The 17,377-nt window shown below is 65.5% G+C and carries 14 protein-coding genes and 1 pseudogene; 9 read left to right on the plus strand and 6 right to left on the minus strand.

Annotation, left to right across the window (positions count from 1 at the left end):
- Window positions 1–782 precede the first annotated feature (782 nt).
- Together XH93_RS17490 and XH93_RS17495 are read left to right on the plus strand one after the other, a co-directional pair.
- The gene (locus XH93_RS17490) at window positions 783–2,441 is read left to right on the plus strand and encodes a thiamine pyrophosphate-binding protein (RefSeq protein WP_194474478.1); all 1,659 of its coding nucleotides are present in this window, start codon (window positions 783–785) and stop codon (window positions 2,439–2,441) included.
- 61 nt (window positions 2,442–2,502) lie between these two features.
- Window positions 2,503–3,774 (plus strand): FAD-binding oxidoreductase, encoded by a 1,272-nt coding sequence (locus XH93_RS17495; protein ID WP_194474479.1) that lies wholly within the window; start codon window positions 2,503–2,505, stop codon window positions 3,772–3,774.
- Window positions 3,775–3,783: 9 nt separating this feature from the next.
- Here XH93_RS17495 and XH93_RS17500 read toward each other — a convergent pair.
- The 4 genes and pseudogenes from XH93_RS17500 to XH93_RS17515 form a co-directional block, all read right to left on the minus strand.
- Window positions 3,784–3,984: pseudogene (locus XH93_RS17500) on the minus strand (lipoprotein-releasing system transmembrane subunit LolC); the annotation flags it as partial.
- Window positions 3,985–4,231: 247 nt separating this feature from the next.
- On the minus strand, window positions 4,232–4,465 hold the full coding sequence (locus tag XH93_RS17505; RefSeq protein WP_139482716.1) for a hypothetical protein: 234 nt from the start codon (window positions 4,463–4,465) through the stop codon (window positions 4,232–4,234).
- A gap of 343 nt (window positions 4,466–4,808) precedes the next feature.
- Window positions 4,809–4,997, minus strand: a complete 189-nt coding sequence (locus XH93_RS17510; protein ID WP_139482717.1) for a hypothetical protein — start codon at window positions 4,995–4,997, stop codon at window positions 4,809–4,811.
- Window positions 4,998–5,180: 183 nt separating this feature from the next.
- Window positions 5,181–6,158 (minus strand): NADPH:quinone oxidoreductase family protein, encoded by a 978-nt coding sequence (locus XH93_RS17515; RefSeq protein WP_194474480.1) that lies wholly within the window; start codon window positions 6,156–6,158, stop codon window positions 5,181–5,183.
- Between the two features lie 271 nt (window positions 6,159–6,429).
- Here XH93_RS17515 and XH93_RS17520 point away from each other — a divergent pair, with 271 nt between their 5' ends.
- From XH93_RS17520 to XH93_RS17550, 7 genes are all read left to right on the plus strand, one after another.
- The gene (locus XH93_RS17520) at window positions 6,430–7,203 is read left to right on the plus strand and encodes a motility protein A (protein WP_139482719.1); all 774 of its coding nucleotides are present in this window, start codon (window positions 6,430–6,432) and stop codon (window positions 7,201–7,203) included.
- Between the two features lie 34 nt (window positions 7,204–7,237).
- Complete coding sequence (locus tag XH93_RS17525; protein WP_194474481.1) at window positions 7,238–8,068, plus strand: flagellar motor protein MotB; 831 nt, start codon at window positions 7,238–7,240, stop codon at window positions 8,066–8,068.
- A gap of 113 nt (window positions 8,069–8,181) precedes the next feature.
- Window positions 8,182–10,080: a potassium transporter Kup gene (locus XH93_RS17530; RefSeq protein WP_194474482.1), complete on the plus strand. Its 1,899-nt coding sequence runs from the start codon at window positions 8,182–8,184 to the stop codon at window positions 10,078–10,080.
- Between the two features lie 155 nt (window positions 10,081–10,235).
- Window positions 10,236–12,161, plus strand: coding sequence for a potassium transporter Kup (locus XH93_RS17535; protein ID WP_194474483.1), 1,926 nt, complete (start codon window positions 10,236–10,238; stop codon window positions 12,159–12,161).
- Window positions 12,162–12,295: 134 nt separating this feature from the next.
- Window positions 12,296–12,625, plus strand: a complete 330-nt coding sequence (locus XH93_RS17540) for a rhodanese-like domain-containing protein (protein ID WP_139861462.1) — start codon at window positions 12,296–12,298, stop codon at window positions 12,623–12,625.
- A gap of 8 nt (window positions 12,626–12,633) precedes the next feature.
- Window positions 12,634–13,803 (plus strand): aminotransferase, encoded by a 1,170-nt coding sequence (locus XH93_RS17545; RefSeq protein WP_194474484.1) that lies wholly within the window; start codon window positions 12,634–12,636, stop codon window positions 13,801–13,803.
- Between the two features lie 6 nt (window positions 13,804–13,809).
- Window positions 13,810–14,916 carry a polyamine ABC transporter substrate-binding protein gene (locus XH93_RS17550; RefSeq protein WP_194474485.1) on the plus strand — a complete coding sequence of 369 codons (1,107 nt, stop codon included), beginning with the start codon at window positions 13,810–13,812 and terminating at the stop codon, window positions 14,914–14,916.
- 130 nt (window positions 14,917–15,046) lie between these two features.
- Here the strand turns inward: XH93_RS17550 and XH93_RS17555 are convergent, their stop codons facing one another.
- Both XH93_RS17555 and XH93_RS17560 read right to left on the minus strand, forming a co-directional pair.
- Window positions 15,047–15,982 (minus strand): lipid A biosynthesis lauroyl acyltransferase, encoded by a 936-nt coding sequence (locus XH93_RS17555; protein WP_194474486.1) that lies wholly within the window; start codon window positions 15,980–15,982, stop codon window positions 15,047–15,049.
- Between the two features lie 22 nt (window positions 15,983–16,004).
- Window positions 16,005–17,285, minus strand: coding sequence for a beta-ketoacyl-ACP synthase (locus XH93_RS17560; RefSeq protein WP_139482727.1), 1,281 nt, complete (start codon window positions 17,283–17,285; stop codon window positions 16,005–16,007).
- Window positions 17,286–17,377 lie beyond the last annotated feature (92 nt).

Raw genomic sequence — 17,377 nt, forward strand, 5'->3', positions numbered from 1 at the left:
AATTTCTGACTGTACGAAACCGTAGGCGATTCGAGTTCCATCCCAAAGCACATGCCGAGCGCCGCGCGCGACCGTGCAGGATGCGACGCGCGATGCATGCGATGCACGCAGCCGAAATCGCTGTGTAAGACGGCGATTTACCGCGATATCCGCGCGATCATGCAACGAAGGGCGCGAAGCGACCGATCGTTGCACCGTAGTCTTACGGAAACGCAGGCGTGCGCTTCGAATGATTGTTATCGTGCATAGGGCGCGGCGCTCTATGCAGTTTGTGCCGTGCTGTTATCGCGCGCTGCAACGCGTTGGACTCATGTCGTACAGCGGCGCGCCGCCGGTGTTGGCGATGCTTGCGCATCGTCGTCGCGCATGCGCGCTGTGGGCGATGGCCGGTGCCTCGCGATGAGCGCGAGGCGGTCGTGTCGTCGATGAGGCTATTGTTGAGAGAAACACGCACAGGTTGATCTTGGCGCGGCGCGAGTCCGGATCGAGCCGGTTGACCGGTGGCGGAACATTTCATCCGCAAACTGGCGGCGAGAGCCGGTCTGAAATCGGCGGAGGATTGCCCGCCTGCGCTCCGGGGCTGGGTCGCGACGATCTCGCGATCGTCCGCTCTGCGGAAATCGATGACGAAACAGCGCTGCCCATTGCCTATCGCATGGCTAGACGCCGCTTCGCCCGCGCGACGCGGCTTCGGTCTTGCACCCTATTTCCGTCTATCATACCCCGTGGGGCCACGATCGGCGCGAGGCCAAGGCGCGCGCCAGTAGCCGCAGGGAGCCGTCATGACCAAGAGCAATGCCCGGACCGGAGGCCAGATCCTGATCGACCAGTTGGTCGCGCAGGGGGTGGAGCGCGTCACCTGCGTGCCTGGCGAGAGCTATCTGGCGGCGCTGGACGCCCTGCATGACAGCCCGATCGACGTCGTGATCTGCCGCGCCGAGGGCGGGGCGGCGATGATGGCGGAGGCATATGGCAAGCTCACCGGCAAGCCCGGCATCTGCTTCGTCACCCGCGGCCCGGGCTCGACCAACGCCGCCCATGGCGTCCACATCGCGATGCAGGATTCCACCCCGATGATCCTGTTCGTCGGCCAGGTCGACACCGGCATGCGCGAGCGCGAGGCGTTCCAAGAGCTCGACTACAAGGCGGTGTTCGGCACCATGGCGAAATGGGCGGTCGAGATCGACCGGCCCGACCGGATTCCGGAGCTGGTGGCGCGCGCCTTCCGCGTCGCGTTGCAAGGCCGCCCCGGCCCCGTCGTGATCTCGCTGCCGGAAAACATGCTGACCGAGGCCGCCGCGGTCGCCGACGCGCCGAAGGTCGAGCCCGCTGCGACCTGGCCGGCGCCATCAGATCTCGACCGGCTCGGCGCCATGTTGGCGAGCGCCAAGGCGCCGATCGTGGTGCTGGGCGGCTCGGCCTGGACCGCGGAGGCGGCGCAGGGCATCGCGCGTTTCGCCGAGCGCTTCGATCTGCCGGTCACCACCTCGTTCCGCCGCGCCTCGCTGTTCGACGCCGACCACACGCATTACGCCGGCGACCTCGGCATCGGCCCGAGCCCGCAGCTCAAGGCGCGCATCACCGGCGCCGACGTCATCCTGCTGATCGGCGGCCGGATGTCGGAGATGCCGTCGTCGTCCTACACGCTGCTCGACATTCCGGTGCCGAGCCAGAAGCTGATCCACATCCATCCGGGCTCCGAAGAGCTCGGCCGCGTCTATCAGCCGGCGCTGGCGATCCAGGCCACGCCCGCCGCCTTCGCCGCCGCCGTGGAAAACATGAAGCCCGCGGCCGCGCCGGCCTGGAAGGGTGAGGCGACCAAGGCGCATTCCGACTATCTCGCCTGGACCGAAAAGCCGCGCGAGCTGCCGGGCCATTTTCAGTATGGCCAGGTCGTCACCTGGCTGCGCGACCGGCTGCCGAAGGACGCCATCGTCTGCAACGGCGCCGGCAATTATGCCGGCTGGCTGCACCGCCACCATCGCTTCCACAGCTTCGCCGCGCAGCTCGCGCCGACCTCGGGCTCGATGGGCTACGGCGTGCCGGCGGCGGTGATGGCCAAGCGGCATCATCCGGATCGCGTCGTCGTGGCGTTCGCCGGCGACGGCTGCTTCCTGATGAACGGCCAGGAGTTCGCCACCGCCGTGCAGTATGATGCGCCGCTGATCGTCGTCGTCATCGACAACGCGCAATACGGCACCATCCGCATGCATCAGGAGCGCGATTATCCCGGCCGCGTCGTCGGCACCCAGCTGAAGAACCCGGATTTTGCGCTGTACGCCAAGGCGTTCGGCGGCCATGGAGAGCGGGTCGAGCGCACCGAGGACTTTGCGCCGGCGTTCGAGCGCGCGCTGGCTTCGGGCAAGCCCGCGATCCTGCACTGCCTGGTCGATCAGCGCGCGCTGTCGGTCGGCAAGGATTTTGTGCCGCAGCAGGCATGATCCGGAAAAGTGCGAAGCGGTTTTCCGAACAGATCATGCCTCAACGAGAGGCCACGGCCTGATGTCTAAGCTCGCCGGTCGCCACGTCGCGATCATCGGCGCTGGCGCGGTCGGCGTGATCAGCGCCATCGAGGCGCTGCGCGCCGGCCACCGCGTCACGCTGATCGATCCCGGGGAGCCCGGCGGTGAGCAGGCCGCGAGCTACGGCAATGCCGGCTGGCTGTCGTCGCATTCGGTGATCCCGCCCGCCGAGCCCGGCACCTGGAAAAAGGTCCCGGGTTATCTGATGGACCCGCTCGGGCCGCTTGCGATCCGCTGGTCGTATCTGCCGAAGGCGTTGCCCTGGCTGGTCAAGTATCTGCTGTCGAGCCGGACCGAGGCCCAGGTCGAGGCCACCGCGCGGGCGATGCGCGACCTGCTGAAGGACGCGCCGCTGCTGCACCGGCGGCTCGCCGAAGAGGCCGGCGTGCCCGAATTGATCGAGCGCCGCGGCGTGATGCACGTGTTTCCCTCGCGCGCGCCGTTCGACCGCGATCTCGGCTGGCGCATCCGAAAGCGCGTCGGCATCGAATGGCTCGAGCTCGACGAAAACGAGATGCGCCAGCGTGAGCCTGATTTGCATCCGCGCTACAAGTTCGGCGTCGTGGTCGAGGAGGCCGGCCGCTGCCGCGATCCTGGCGCTTATGTCGCGGCGCTTGCCGCGCACGCGATCGCAAACGGCGCGGTGCGCGTAGCCGCCAAGGCGACCGGCCTCAAGCTGCAGGGCGACCGGCTCGTCGCCGTCGTCACCGAGAGCGGCGAGATCGCCTGCGACGCTGCCGTCGTCGCGGCCGGCGCCCGCTCGAAGCAGCTCACCGCCTCGATCGGCGATACCCTGCCGCTCGAAACCGAGCGCGGCTACCACGTCATGATCGAGAACCCGGAGTCGGGTCCGCGCAATTCGATGATGGCGTCCGACGCCAAGATGGTGGTGAACTGGACCGACAAGGGCCTGCGCGCCGCCGGCACCGTCGAGATCGCCGGCCTCGACGCCGAACCGAACTGGAAGCGCGCCGAGATTTTGCGCGAGCATCTGCTCAGCATGTTTCCGAAGTTGCCGAAGGATATTCCGGCATCGCGCATCAAAACCTGGTTCGGCCATCGCCCGAGCATGCCCGACGGGCGGCCTTGCATCGGTTACGCGCGCGCGATGCGCGACGTCGTCTATGCCTTCGGTCACGGCCATGTCGGGCTGGTCGGTTCGGCCCGCACCGGCCGGCTGGTCGCGCAACTCCTGAGCGGCCGCGAGCCGGAGATTCCGCTCGCGCCGTTCGCTCCGGCGCGTTTCCTGTAGCAGACCGCGTTAGCGGAATGCTTCGATCGGATCGAGCCGCGCTGCGCGCCATGACGGATAGAGCGTGGCAAGGAACGACAGCGTCAGCGCCATGATCACGATGGCCGCGGTCTGCGCTGCGTCGACCTCCGCCGGCAGCTCGGACAGGAAATAGAGTTCGGGCGGGAACAGCTGGATGCCGGTCAGCCATGACAGGAACCGACGTGGCGACGCCGAGCATGATGCCCAGAAACGAAAACCCGGCGATGACCGAGATGAAGCCTTCCCTGCGACGCGCCCGGAGGTAGCGTGCGGAGAGCATCCATTCGAACGGTGCAAAGGGCGCGGTTTGCGATGGCTCCTCCACGGTCTCGCTCATTGGCCGGCAGGGTCGGCATTCTGTCTGCTTGCCGCGGAATTGGCTAGAGCGGGGCTCGGCGACCGCCTGGTCGACCAGGCGGGAGAACTGGCACACGCCTCAGGTATCACCGACCCAGGTCACGATCGCCGCCGGCGCGATCACGCGCCTGGGCGTGTGCGGGTTGATGGTCCCGGCGCTGATGTCCTCGGTCTGGTCGAGCAGACCGCGCGCGAAGATCTTGGCTTCCTGTTCATTGGGAAAGGTGCGGGTCTGGCGGGCGAAGCGATGGTGTCCGGCGTCGGGGGTTCTGAGCGCGAACGAGACGAACCAGATGGCCTTGTCGTTCTTCATCGCGTCGTCTCTGACGGCCGCCCGGGCGCGCGCTGCAGTGTCTTGCCGAGTCTTGGCTGTACAATAGGTGCCACGATCAAAATGCCCGGAGGTGCAATACGTGCCCGCGCCGACGGAGCAGCCACCCGCCAGGAGCGGCGCAAAACCGGAGCTGGCAGGGTGTTACTCCTCAACCGTTGGATGAACCTGATAACGCGCCTTCGCATCGCTGGTTCCCGCTGAGCGAAATCTGCGCATTCCCAGCCACTTGTGGCGTTCGCTACGTCGATCTCCTGAACTTGTTGTGCTGCTTGATCAGGCGAGGGCGCCGGCCACCGCCCGTCGGAGGACCGCAAGGCACGCCTCAGCTGGCTTCGCCTTCCCTGCGCTGCGCGGCAACGGCCTTTTCGACCTCCGCGGCGAGGGCGGACAGATGCTCCGCCAGCTTGGTGAACAGCTCGCGCTTCTTGATGTCGGTGGCGAGATCCCGGATCAATGCGCACTCCGCCGCGTCGGCGCGCAATTTCTCCAGATGCGTCAGCATGTCCTGCATTGTCCTGCCTCTGCTCGGTTTTCCGGAACGGTAGGGGGCGTCGAATGCGGCGACAATAACGCATGATAGTTTTGCCGGCGCGGCCTCTATCCACGTCGCCATGCATCATCCAGGTCGCCGCAGGATGGGTCCCTGCCTTCGCAGGACGACACGGAGGCTGACGTGACGGCAGCGCAGGTCTCGCTAGCCGATCCGCACCACCATCTTGCCGAGTGCGGCGCGGCTCTGCATGGTCTTGAACGCCGATCGAAAATCCTCGAACGCGAACACCTTGCCGACGACTGGTACGAGTTCGCCGTGGTTCAGCCAGGCCGACAATTGCCTCATCACCCGGGTCTGCGCGTCCGGCTCGCGGCGCGCGATCTGGGCGGCGTCGACGCCGATCAGGAGGCCGCCCTTGAGCAGCGGCAAATTGAACGGCAAAGCGGGGATGCTGCCGGCGGCAAAGCCGACCACGACGTGACGGCCGTTCCAGGCGATCGAGCGGAACGCCTGCACGGACACCTCGCCGCCGACCGGATCGAAGATCACGTCGGGGCCGCCACCTCCGGTCGCGTCCTTCGCTGCGTCGCGCCAGTCGGGCCTGGTGTAGTCGACGACGGCGTCGGCGCCAAAGCTCGCCGCGAAACTGCGCTTCTCCTCGGTCGAGGCCGCGGCGATAACGCGGGCGCCGAGCAGCTTGCCGATCTGGATCGCGGCAATGCCGGTGCCGCCGGCGGCGCCCAGCACCAGCAACTGCTCGCCATTCCGAAGGGTGCCGCGTTCGCCGAGCGCATAGAGCGCGGTGAGGTAGTTGGTGCGGAATGCGGCGGCGGCCTCCATCGACAGTCCGTCGGGCATCACCTCGACGGCGTCGGCCGGCACCACAACGGACTCCGCGAGCGCGCCGGACCGCCCGGCGCCCATCACCCGCATGCCCGGCGTGAAGCCGGTGACGTCGCCCGCCACCGCATCGACCACGCCGGCGAACTCGGCGCCGGGCGTGAACGGCAGCGGATCCTTGGTCTGATAGCGGCCCTCGACCTTCAACCCGTCGACGAAGCCGATGCTCGCGGCGTGCACCCGGACCCGGATCTGACCCGGTCCCACCTCAGGCGTGGCGATCTCCTTCAGCCCGATCTGATCGATGGGCGCATATTGCTCGACGACGACCGCCTTCATCCTGTGCTCGCTTGTTCGTTTCCCCGACCGGAAGCTATCTCATGTCCGTTGTTCTACGGGGAGACCTTTTGCGCATACCGCCGCAGCGCCATTGCGGAAAGCCAACATCTTCAACAACATCGCGAAAAGGACGCCGTTTACCCATTGTTATCCCTACCAAATTCGGTAACGCGTCCTTAATCGCATTAACGTTAGGGTTTTCCAACGCGGCCCGCCTTGGGCCGCACGCCGTCCAGGACAGGCGGGTCTCGCGTTCGCGTTGGAGTTTTTCATGGATATCATGACAGGCGCCGGGCTGTTTGCTGGCATCATCGTCATTTCAGTCATGATGTTCATGGGCGGCGACCTGCACATGTTCATCTCCGAGCACGCCATGATCATCATCTTCGGCGGCTCGATCTCCGCGACCATGATCCGCTTTCCGCTCGGCGTGATGCTGCACGGCCTGCCGCTCGGCGCCAAATATGCCTTCACCATGAGCCGGCTGTCGGCCCGCGACCTCGTCGACGAGCTGGCCCGCATCGCCGAGATCGCCCGCAAGCAGGGCCCGGTGGGGCTCGAGAAGGTCGAGACCGACGAGCCGTTCCTCGCCAAGGGCATCCGTTACGTCGCCGACGGCTACGACCTCGAATTCATCCGCGATAACATGGAGCGCGATCGCGACAATTTCCTGATGCATCTCGACGAGGGCAGCAAGATCTACCGTGCGATCGGCGACTGCGCCCCGGCGTTCGGCATGATCGGCACGCTGATCGGCATGGTGCAGATGTTCGCCAACATGACCGATCCGTCGAAGCTCGGCCCGTTCATGGCGACCGCGCTGCTGGCGACGCTGTACGGCGCGCTGGTCGCCAACCTGTTCTGCCTGCCGATCGCCGACAAGCTGCACGGCAAGCTGCTCGACGAGGAGACCAACCGCACGCTCATCATCGACGGCATCTTGATGATCCGCGACTCCAAGAGCCCGGCGCTGGTGCGCGAGATGCTGCTGGCCTACCTGCCGGAGAAGCATCGCAACGAGGAAGGCGAGCCGGTCCCGGCCTGACGGCGCGGCATCGGCGCTCCCGGAAACAGCAGCGATGGCCAAGAAAAAGCGCGGCGACGCCCATACAGGAGGTCACGGCTGGTTCGTGACCTTCGCCGATCTGATGGGGCTGATGATGAGCTTCTTCGTGATGCTCGTCGCGTTCTCCACCATGGACAACAACAAGCTGAAGATCGTCGCCGGCTCGATGCGCGACGCCTTCGGCGTGCAGACCAATGTGCGCTATTCCGGCATCGTCGAATCCGACGGCCTGCCGACCCGGCCGAAACTGAAGAATGTCGAGCACATCTCGCCGGAGGAATCCTCCGCCAACCCGACGCCGGACGAGAAGGAGCGCAGCCAGATCAACGGCGCGCGGCTGAAGATCGACCGCGAATTCGCGCTGGCCTCGGCCTCGCTGCGGCAGGCGCTGCAGGACATGCCGGAGCTCACCGAGATCTCCAAGAACATCATGTTCGAGGAGACCAAGGAGGGGCTGAATCTGGAGATCGTCGACCAGGACGGCCGCTCGATGTTCGCCGATGGCTCCCGCGAGCCGTATGACCGCACAAGGCGGCTGATCCAGAAGCTCGCCGCGCCGCTGAAGGCGACGCCGTTGCGGATCTCGATCGTGGGGCATACTGCCGCAGGTTTTGTGCCAGCGCGCAGCGATTACGACGCCTTCGACCTGTCGGCCGACCGCGCCAATGCGGTCAGGCAGATTCTGGAGCGGGAAGGGCTGCCGCCCTCGCATGTTTTCGCGGTTTCCGGCAAGGCCGACGGCCAGCCGCTGTTTCCCGACGATCCGACCCTGCCGGCGAATCGTCGCGTGACCATCACGTTGATGCGGGAAAATCCGCCGCTGCCGCCGGACCTGAAGCCGTAGCTGTGTGTTATCATGCTACCGTCAAGCTAGCCGTGTTGCTCAGTTGACACGCACAGCGGAAGCGTCGATAGCCGCGCGGATCAAATCAACCGATCGGGCGTTCCACCCTCGCCATGGCTGTCAGCGTCTCATCCACCGAAGCCCAGGAAGGTCAAACCACCTCGGGCTTCTGGGCCCTGACACTGGGCAGCATCGGTGTTGTGTTCGGCGATATCGGAACCTCGCCGCTCTATGCCTTCCGTGAGGCGGTCGGCGGCGCCGCGCACGGCCAGCCGGTCACCCGGATCATGGTGCTCGGCGTGCTCAGCCTGATCCTGTGGGCGCTGTTCACCGTCGTCACCGCCAAATACGTGCTGCTGCTGCTGCGCGCCGACAACAATGGCGAGGGCGGCACGCTGTCGCTGATGGCGCTCGGCCAGCGCGCGGTCGGCCGCCGCAGCTGGCCGCTGCTGGCGCTCGGCGTGGTCGGCGCCTCGATGTTCATCGGCGATTCCATGATCACGCCGGCGATCTCGGTGTTGTCGGCGGTCGAAGGCCTCAAGCTCGCCACCCCGCATCTCGAGCACTATGTGGTGCCGCTGACGATCCTGATCCTCGTCGTGCTGTTTTCGGTGCAGAGCAGCGGCACCGCCCGCGTTGCCTCCGCCTTCGGCCCGGTGATGGTGGTCTGGTTCGCCGTGCTGGCGGTGATGGGGATCGTCCACATCAAGGACGATCCGACGGTACTGGCCGCGATCAATCCGTATTATGCGCTGCAGTTCATGCTGACCCACGGCACCATCGGCCTCGTGACCTTGGGCGCGGTGTTCCTCGCGGTGACCGGCGGCGAGGCGCTATATGCCGATCTCGGCCATTTCGGCCGCAAGCCGATCCAGTCCGGCTGGATGTTCTTCGTGCTGCCCGCGCTGCTGTTGAATTATTTCGGGCAGGGCGCGCTGGTGCTGTCCGACCCCAGCGCGGTCGAAAATCCGTTCTACCGCATGGTGCCGGACGTGCTGCTGCTGCCGCTCGTGGTGCTCGCCACCGCTGCGACGGTGATCGCGAGCCAGGCGGTGATCACCGGGGCCTATTCGCTGATCCGACAGGCGGTGCAGCTCGGGCTGTTGCCGCGCTTCGAGGTCCGCTACACCTCGGAGACCCATGCCGGCCAAATCTACCTGCCGCGCGTCAACCGGCTGCTCTTGGTCGGCGTGCTGCTGCTGGTGCTGCTGTTCCGCACCTCGAGTGGGCTCGCTTCGGCCTATGGCATCGCCGTCTCCACCACCATGGTCGCCGACGGCATCATGGGTTTCATCGTAATCTGGAAGCTCTGGAACTGGCGCGTGGCGTCCGCGGCGGCGTTGATTCTGCCGTTCGTGATCGTCGACATGGCGTTCCTGAGCGCCAATCTGCTGAAACTGCTGGAAGGCGCGTGGGTGCCGCTGCTGTTCGGCGTCGTGGTGGCGACCATGATCTGGACCTGGCGGCGCGGTGTCGCGATCCTGCTGGCGAAGACCCGCCGCATCGAGGTGCCGCTGCGCGACCTGATCCAGAGCCTGGAGAAGCGGCCGCCGCACATCGTCAAGGGCACCGCGGTGTTCCTGACCAGCGACCCCAGCTTCGTGCCGACCGCGCTGTTGCACAATCTCAAGCACAACAAGGTGCTGCACGAGCACAATGTGATCCTGACCATCGAGACCGCGCCGACGCCGCGTGTCGATGTCTCCGAGCGGGTCGCGATCGAGAAGATCAGCGACAAGTTCACCGCGGTGCGGCTGCGCTTCGGCTACATGGAGTCGCCGAACGTGCCGAAGGCGCTGGCGGTGGCGCGCAAGCTCGGCTGGCAGTTCGACATCATGTCGACGTCGTTCTTCGTGTCGCGCCGTTCGCTCAAGCCCTCGGCGCAATCCGGCATGCCGCAGTGGCAGGACCATCTGTTCATCGCGATGAGCCGCTCGGCCAACGATGCCACCGATTATTTCCAGATCCCCACGGGGCGGGTGGTTGAGGTGGGTACTCAGGTAACTATCTGAATGGACAGCAGGATTCTTGGGTCGAAAAACCGTGATCTATGCGTGATATGCATGGCGGAGGCCTGAATCCGGGCTAACCTATGCATTCCTGCCGGGAGTATAGCCCTGCATCCCGGCATTGTGCAGTGCGGCAGAAGACAGAGGCGCAGCTTCCCATGTCATCCGAGAGTGCGATCACCGCGGCGGAAACGCCCGCGGCCAACGGCAATGGCGAAGCGCATTCTACCGCTACCTTCAGGGCCCTGATGCTCGGCAGCATCGGCGTGGTCTACGGCGACATCGGCACCAGCCCGCTCTACGCCTTCCGCGAGGCCGTGGCGGCCGCCAGCGGCAGCGAGGGCGGTGTGACGTCGTATGCGGTGCTCGGCGTGCTCTCGCTGATCCTGTGGGCGCTGGTCGTGGTCGTCACGCTGAAATACGTCGTGATCCTGCTGCGCGCCGACAACAACGGCGAGGGCGGTACGCTGGCGCTGATGGCGCTGGCGCAGCGCGCGGCGACCAAGGGCGCCGGCGCCATCGTGCTGCTCGGCATCATCAGCGGCGCGCTGTTCTATGGCGATGCGGTCATCACGCCGGCGCTCTCGGTGCTGTCGGCGATCGAAGGCATCAAGCTCGTCACCTCGACGTTCGATCCCTACGTGGTGCCGATCACGGTGGTGATCCTGGTCATCCTGTTCTCGGTGCAGTCGCGCGGCACCGCGCGGGTCGCGACCTTCTTCGGACCGGTGATGTGCGTGTGGTTCGCCGTGATCGCGATCGCGGCGCTGCCGCAGATCACGCGGCATCCGGAGGTGCTGTACGCGCTCAACCCGATCCACGCGGTGTCGTTCATGGTGCATCACGGCGTGATCGGCTTCATCACCCTCGGAGCGGTGTTTCTTGCGGTCACCGGTGCGGAAGCGCTCTATGCCGATCTCGGCCATTTCGGCAAACGCCCGATCCAGACCGCGTGGCTGTTCATCGTGCTGCCGTCGCTGGCGCTGAACTATCTCGGGCAGGGCGCGCTGATCCTCGGCGATGTCAAAGGCATCGAGAACCCGTTCTTCCTGATGTTCCCGGACTGGGCGCTGATCCCGATGGTGGCGCTTGCCACGGTCGCGACCGTGATCGCGAGCCAGGCCGTCATCACCGGCGCCTATTCGCTGACGCGGCAGGCGATCCAGCTCGGCCTGTTGCCGCGGTTCGAGATCCGCCACACCTCGGAAGCGCATTCCGGTCAGATCTACATGCCGCGGATCAACCGCTTCCTGTTCATCGCGGTCATCGTGCTGGTGCTGATGTTCCGCTCGTCGAGCGCGCTTGCCTCGGCCTACGGCATCTCGGTGACCGGCACCATGGTGGTGACGGCGATGATGGGCTTTGTGGTGATCTGGCGGGTCTGGAAGTGGTCGCCGTTCACGGCCGCGGCGCTGATCGCGCCGTTCCTGTTCCTCGATCTCACCTTCCTGACCGCGAATCTGCTCAAGGTGTTCGAGGGTGGTTGGGTGCCGCTGGCGATGGGCGGGGCCATGATCGGCGTGATGTACACCTGGCGGCGCGGCAGCCGGCTGCTGTTCGAGAAGTCGCGCAAGCTGGAATTTCCGCTCGCCGATCTCGTCGCGATGTTGGAGAAGCGGCCGCCGCAGCGGGTCTCCGGCACCGCGGTGTTCCTGACCAGCGATCCCGTCAGCGCGCCAACCGCGCTGATGCACAGCCTGAAGCACTACAAGGTGCTGCACGAGAAGAACGTCATCCTCACCATCGAGACCGCGCCGACGCCGCGGATCGATCCGTCCGAGCGGGTGCGCATGGAGCAGTTGAGCGAGACCTTCTCCAAGGTGACGCTGAAGTTCGGCTTCATGGAACAGCCGAACGTGCCCAAAACGCTGGCGATCGCCCGCAAGCTCGGCTGGCAGTTCGACATCATGTCGACGTCGTTCTTCCTGTCGCGCCGCGCGCTGAAGCCGGCGGCGCATTCCGGCATGCCGAGCTGGCAGGACCATTTGTTCATCGCCCTGAGCCGCTCGTCCAACGACGCCACCGACTATTTCCAGATCCCGACCGGCCGCGTGGTCGAGGTCGGGACGCAGGTCTCGATCTAGGGTCACGATCCGTCTCCGCGCAGGGCCGTAACCCGTTTCGGACGCTTGATTTTCTCCGCGCGAGGGGCGACTTTGCGCACCCAGCCGGCGAGGGGGCGTGACGCCGGCCAATCTGAAGTCGGGAGGATTTTTTCGTGGCGGACCACCAAGTGCAAGATTTGTTTCCGGACGAGGTGTCGAAGGGAATAGCCGAAGGGCGCTATCTCCTGGTCGACGTCCGCGAGCCGAATGAGGTTGCCGTCGAGGCCTATCCCGACGGCGTCGTGGTGCCGCTGTCGACCTTCGATCCGGCGGCGATTCCCGATCCGAAAGGCAAGCAGGTGGTGTTCGCCTGCCGCTCGGGCAAGCGCTCGGTGACGGCCTCGCTGGCCGCGCAGGCCGCGGGCCTGCCCTACGACAAGCACCTGGCCGGCGGCATCATCGGCTGGAAGCAGGCAGGGTTGCCCACCAAGACCGGCGGCTGATCCCTGACATGACTTCCATGAACAAGGTCTTCGCGGACCTGCCCGTCACCATCTTCGAGGCGATGTCGCAGGCTGCGCGCGACAATGCCGCCATCAATCTTGGCCAAGGCTTTCCCGACGATCCCGGCCCGGAGGACATCCGCCGCGCCGCCGCGGACGCCTCGCTCAACGGCTACAACCAGTATCCGTCGATGATGGGCATCCCCGAGCTCCGTCAGGCGATCGCATCGCATTACGGCCATTGGCACGGGCTCAAGCTCGACCCGATGACCGAGGTGATGGTCACCTCGGGCGGCACCGAGGCGCTGACCTCCTCGATCCTGGCGATGGTCGAGCCCGGCGACGAGGTGGTGTGCTTCCAGCCGGTCTACGATTCCTATCTGCCGATCATCCGCCAGGCCGGCGGCATTCCGCGGCTGCTCCGGCTCGAGCCGCCGGAATGGCGGCTGAACGAGGAGATGCTGCGCAGCGTCTTCAATCACAAGACCAAGGCGGTGCTGTTCAACAATCCGCTCAACCCGGCGGCCGTGGTCTATCCGCGCGAGGACCTCGAGCTCCTGGCGCGGTTCTGCCAGGAGTTCGACGTGGTCGCGATCTGCGACGAGGTCTGGGAGCACGTCACCTTCGACGGCCGCGAGCACATCCCGCTGATCACCATCCCCGGCATGCGCGACCGCACCATCAAGGTCGGCAGCGCCGGCAAGATTTTTTCGCTGACGGGGTGGAAGATCGGCTTCGTGTGCGCCGCGCCGCCGCTGCTGCGGGTGGCCGCCAAGGTGCACCAGTTTCTCACCTTCACGACGGCGCCGAACCTGCAGGCCGCCGTCGCCTACGGCCTCGGCAAGCCGGACGAGTACTTCCTGACCATGCGCAAGGATATGGCGCGCAGCCGCGACCGCCTGACCAAGGGGCTGGAGAGCATCGGCTTTCCCGTGCTGAAGTCGCAGGGCACGTACTTCCTCACCGTGGACCTGTCGCCGCTCGGTCTCAACGAGACCGACGCGGAATTCTGCTGGCGAATTGTGCAGGATTACAAGGTCGCGGCTATTCCGGTGTCGGCGTTTTACGAGCAGGATGCGGTGACGTCGGTCGTGCGTTTTTGTTTCGCCAAGAAGGACTCGACGCTCGACACCGCGCTGGAGCGGCTGTCCGACGCAGTACACCGCCGCAAGAGGTAAGCCAGAATGCAGCAGAACCGTCGTCTCGTCAGTCTTGTCGGTGCGGTCGCCACGGTTCTGTTGTTCGCTGCCTCGGCAAGTGCCGAGGAGCGCACAGTCAATTTCTACAACTGGTCGAACTACATGGCGCCGGGAGTCCTCGAGGACTTCACCAAGGAAACCGGCATCAAGGTGGTCTACGACACGTTCGACGCCAACGAGACGCTGGAGACACGATTGCTCGCCGGCAAGTCCGGCTACGACGTCGTGGTGCCGACCGGCTACTTCCTGCAGCGCCAGATCATGGCGAAGGTGTTTTTGAAGCTCGACAAGTCGAAGCTACCGAACCTCGCCAACGCCTGGCCGATGGTGACGAACCATCTCGCCACCTACGATCCCGGCAACAATTACGGCGCCAACTACATGTGGGGCACCACCGGGATCGGCTACAATGTCAAGAAGGTGCAGGAGATCCTCGGCCCCGATGCGAAGATCGACAGCTGGGACATGGTGTTCAAGCCGGAGAACCTGGCAAAATTCAAGGATTGCGGCATCCACATGCTGGATTCCGCCGACGACATCCTGCCGGCGGCGCTGAGCTATCTCGGCCTCGATCCGAACTCGACCAAACAGACCGATCTCGAGAAGGCCGCCGATCTCGTCATCAAGATCCGGCCCTATGTGCGCAAATTCCACTCGTCCGAATATCTCAGCGCGCTCGCCTCGGGCGAGATCTGCTTCGTGGTCGGCTGGTCGGGCGACGTCATGCAGGCGCGCAGCCGCGCGGCGGAGGCCAAGTCCGGGGTCGAGATCGGCTACACGATCCCCAAGGAAGGCGCGCAGATGTTCTTCGACAATCTCGCCATTCCGGCGGATGCGAAGAACGTCACCGAGGCCTATGAGCTGATCAACTATCTCTACCGCCCCGAGGTTGCAGCCAAGAACTCGGACTTCCTGTCCTACGCCAACGGCAATCTGGCGAGCCAGAAGCTGATCGACCCAAAGATCCTGAACGATAAGAACATCTATCCCGACGACGCGATGCAGAAAAAGCTGTTCGTGATCACCGCGCACGATCCTGCGACGCAGCGGATCATCAACCGGCTCTGGACGCGGGTGAAGACGGGAAAGTGACGCGAGGCGTCGCGGCCGCACTCGCCGTCATTGCGAGCGGAGCGAAGCAATCCATCTCGCCGCACGCGTTGAAGCATGGATTGCTTCGTCGCTTTCGCTCCTCGCAACGACGAGTTGGGCAGCGGCGATCCTACCGCCAGCGCCGGTGCAGCCAGAGCCACTGATCCGGATACTCGCGAACCCAGCCTTCGACGACGTCGGTGACCGCCTGCATGGTGCCCTGGATGTCGATGTCGCCGGAGGCATCGAATACCGGCTTCACTTCCTCGGAGACCTCGCCGCGGAAGCGGCCGTCGGGCAGGCGAATGATCCGCGTGCCGTGGATCGGGCAATCGATCTGCCGGCGCAGGCGCGCAAGGGTCGGGTTGGCTGTGGTCTTGCGGCCGAAGAAGGTGACCGGGACGCCGTTGGTCAGATACTGGTCGACTAGCATCGCGACGTGCTGGCCGCGCTGCAGCGCCTGCGCAAGCTTCAGCGGCGCGTCGCGGCCGGCCGGCACCAGCGTGCCCATCTTGACGGCGCGAATGCGCTCGATGGCGCGGTCGGCGGCCTCGATGTTCGGACGGCGGAACAGGATCGCGGCGTCGAGCCCGTGCGCCACCGCGGCGAGCGCGGGCAGCTCCCAATTGCCGAGATGCGCGGCGAAGAACAGCGCGGGCTTGCCGTCGTCGCGCAGCTGGTCGAACAGCTCTTTGCTGCGGCCGGAGAATTCGACGCGTCCGGGCTTGTCGGGATGCGCGGGGTCGTGGTCCCAGATGCGGTCGAGATGCGCAAACTCGGCGCCGAGGCGTCCGAGATTGTGCCAGACACCGGTAAGGATGGCCTCGATCTCTTCCGGCGACTTTTCCGGGAACGCGGCCTTCAGATTCTCGCGGCCAATGCGGTCTTCGCGGAGCCTTCGGCCGACAAAATGTGCGGCGCGGCCGAAGAACCTCGCGGTCTTGTCCGGGTCGAAATAGCGCGCGGTTCGCAACAGGCCGATCGTCAGACCGCCGACGGCGGCATCGGTGACGGGCTTCGCGGCGTCACGCAGATGCGCCCTGGCGCGAAGGAGCAGGCGTTTCATCGTGCGAAGCGCGAGCGCCGGCTCACGCCGGTTCGCGCGTCAGGATCAGCGAAGCGTTCTGCCCGCCGAATCCGAACGAGTTCGACATCACGGCGGTCACCTTGGCGTCGCGCGCCTTGTTGCCGACCACGTCGAACGGAATCGCGGGATCCGGCACCTCGTAATTGATGGTCGGCGGGATCCGCTGATGCTCGAGCGTCAGCAGCGAGAAGATCGCCTCGACCGCGCCGGCCGCCGAGATGGTGTGGCCGACCATCGACTTGTTCGACGACACCGGGATCTTCGCGGTGTGCTCGCCGAACACGGCCGATGTCGCCAGATATTCCATCTTGTCGTTTTCCGGCGTCGAGGTGCCGTGCGCGTTGATGTGGTCGATCTGGTTCGGCTCCATGCCGGCATCCGCCAGCGTCTTGCGCACGCAGCCGATCGCCGGCTTGCCATCCGGAGCCGAGCGGGTGCGGTGGAAGGAATCGGTGAGCTCGCCGCAGCCGGCGACGACGCCGAGGATGCGCGCACCGCGCGCCATCGCGGCTTCGTAGCTTTCGAGCACCAGCGCGCCGGCGCCTTCGGCCATCACGAACCCGTCGCGATTCTTCGAGAACGGTTTTGAGGCGGCCTGGGGCGGATCGTTCTGGGTGGAGAGGGCGGAGAGCAGCGAAAAGCGAATCATGGCTTCGGGATTGACCGAGCCGTCGGTCGCGATGCACAGCGTCGCATCGGTCTCACCACGGCGGATCGCCTCGACGCCGAGCTGGATGGCGGTCGCGCCGGACGCGCAGGCGGTCGACAGCGAGATCGGCGAGCCCTTGGTGCCAAAGGTCTCGGCGAGACTGAGGGCGACCGAGCCGAAGGTGAAGCGGCGGTGGAAGTGGGTGAACTTGCCGCCTTCGCTGCAGGTCGCCAGATAATCGATGATGTTGAAGTCCGTCTTCGGGACGGCGCGCGCGACCTCCAGCCGCTGCGGCCATTCGGTCTCGATCGGAGCGACCGCGAGAAACATCGGGCCGGGGAAGTCGCCTTTGCTGCCGATGCCGGCCTGTTCGAGGGCTTCCTCGGTCGCCATCTCCGCCAGCCGCTGCGACAGGCTGGTCGACGAGAACGGCTCGACGGTGACGAAATCGACGGCGCCCGCCATCGTCGTCTTCAGGCTGTCGATCGGAAAGCGCGTCACGGTCCGGATGCCGGACTCGCCCGCGGTCAGGCGCTTCCAATTGTCGGCCTTGCCGGCGCCGAGCGAGGTCACGATTCCCATGCCGGTCACGACCACGATCGGTCTGCCGAATTTGTCGCGTGGTGCTGTCATGGTTTCCCCGTCGATATCAGCGCCGTATTTAAAGCGCGATGGGATTCATCGCGCTTTGGCTATTCGTTTGGGCATGATCTTTCGGAAAACCG

This window comes from Bradyrhizobium sp. CCBAU 51753, assembly GCF_015291565.1.
Classification (GTDB): Bacteria; Pseudomonadota; Alphaproteobacteria; order Rhizobiales; family Xanthobacteraceae; genus Bradyrhizobium; species Bradyrhizobium ivorense.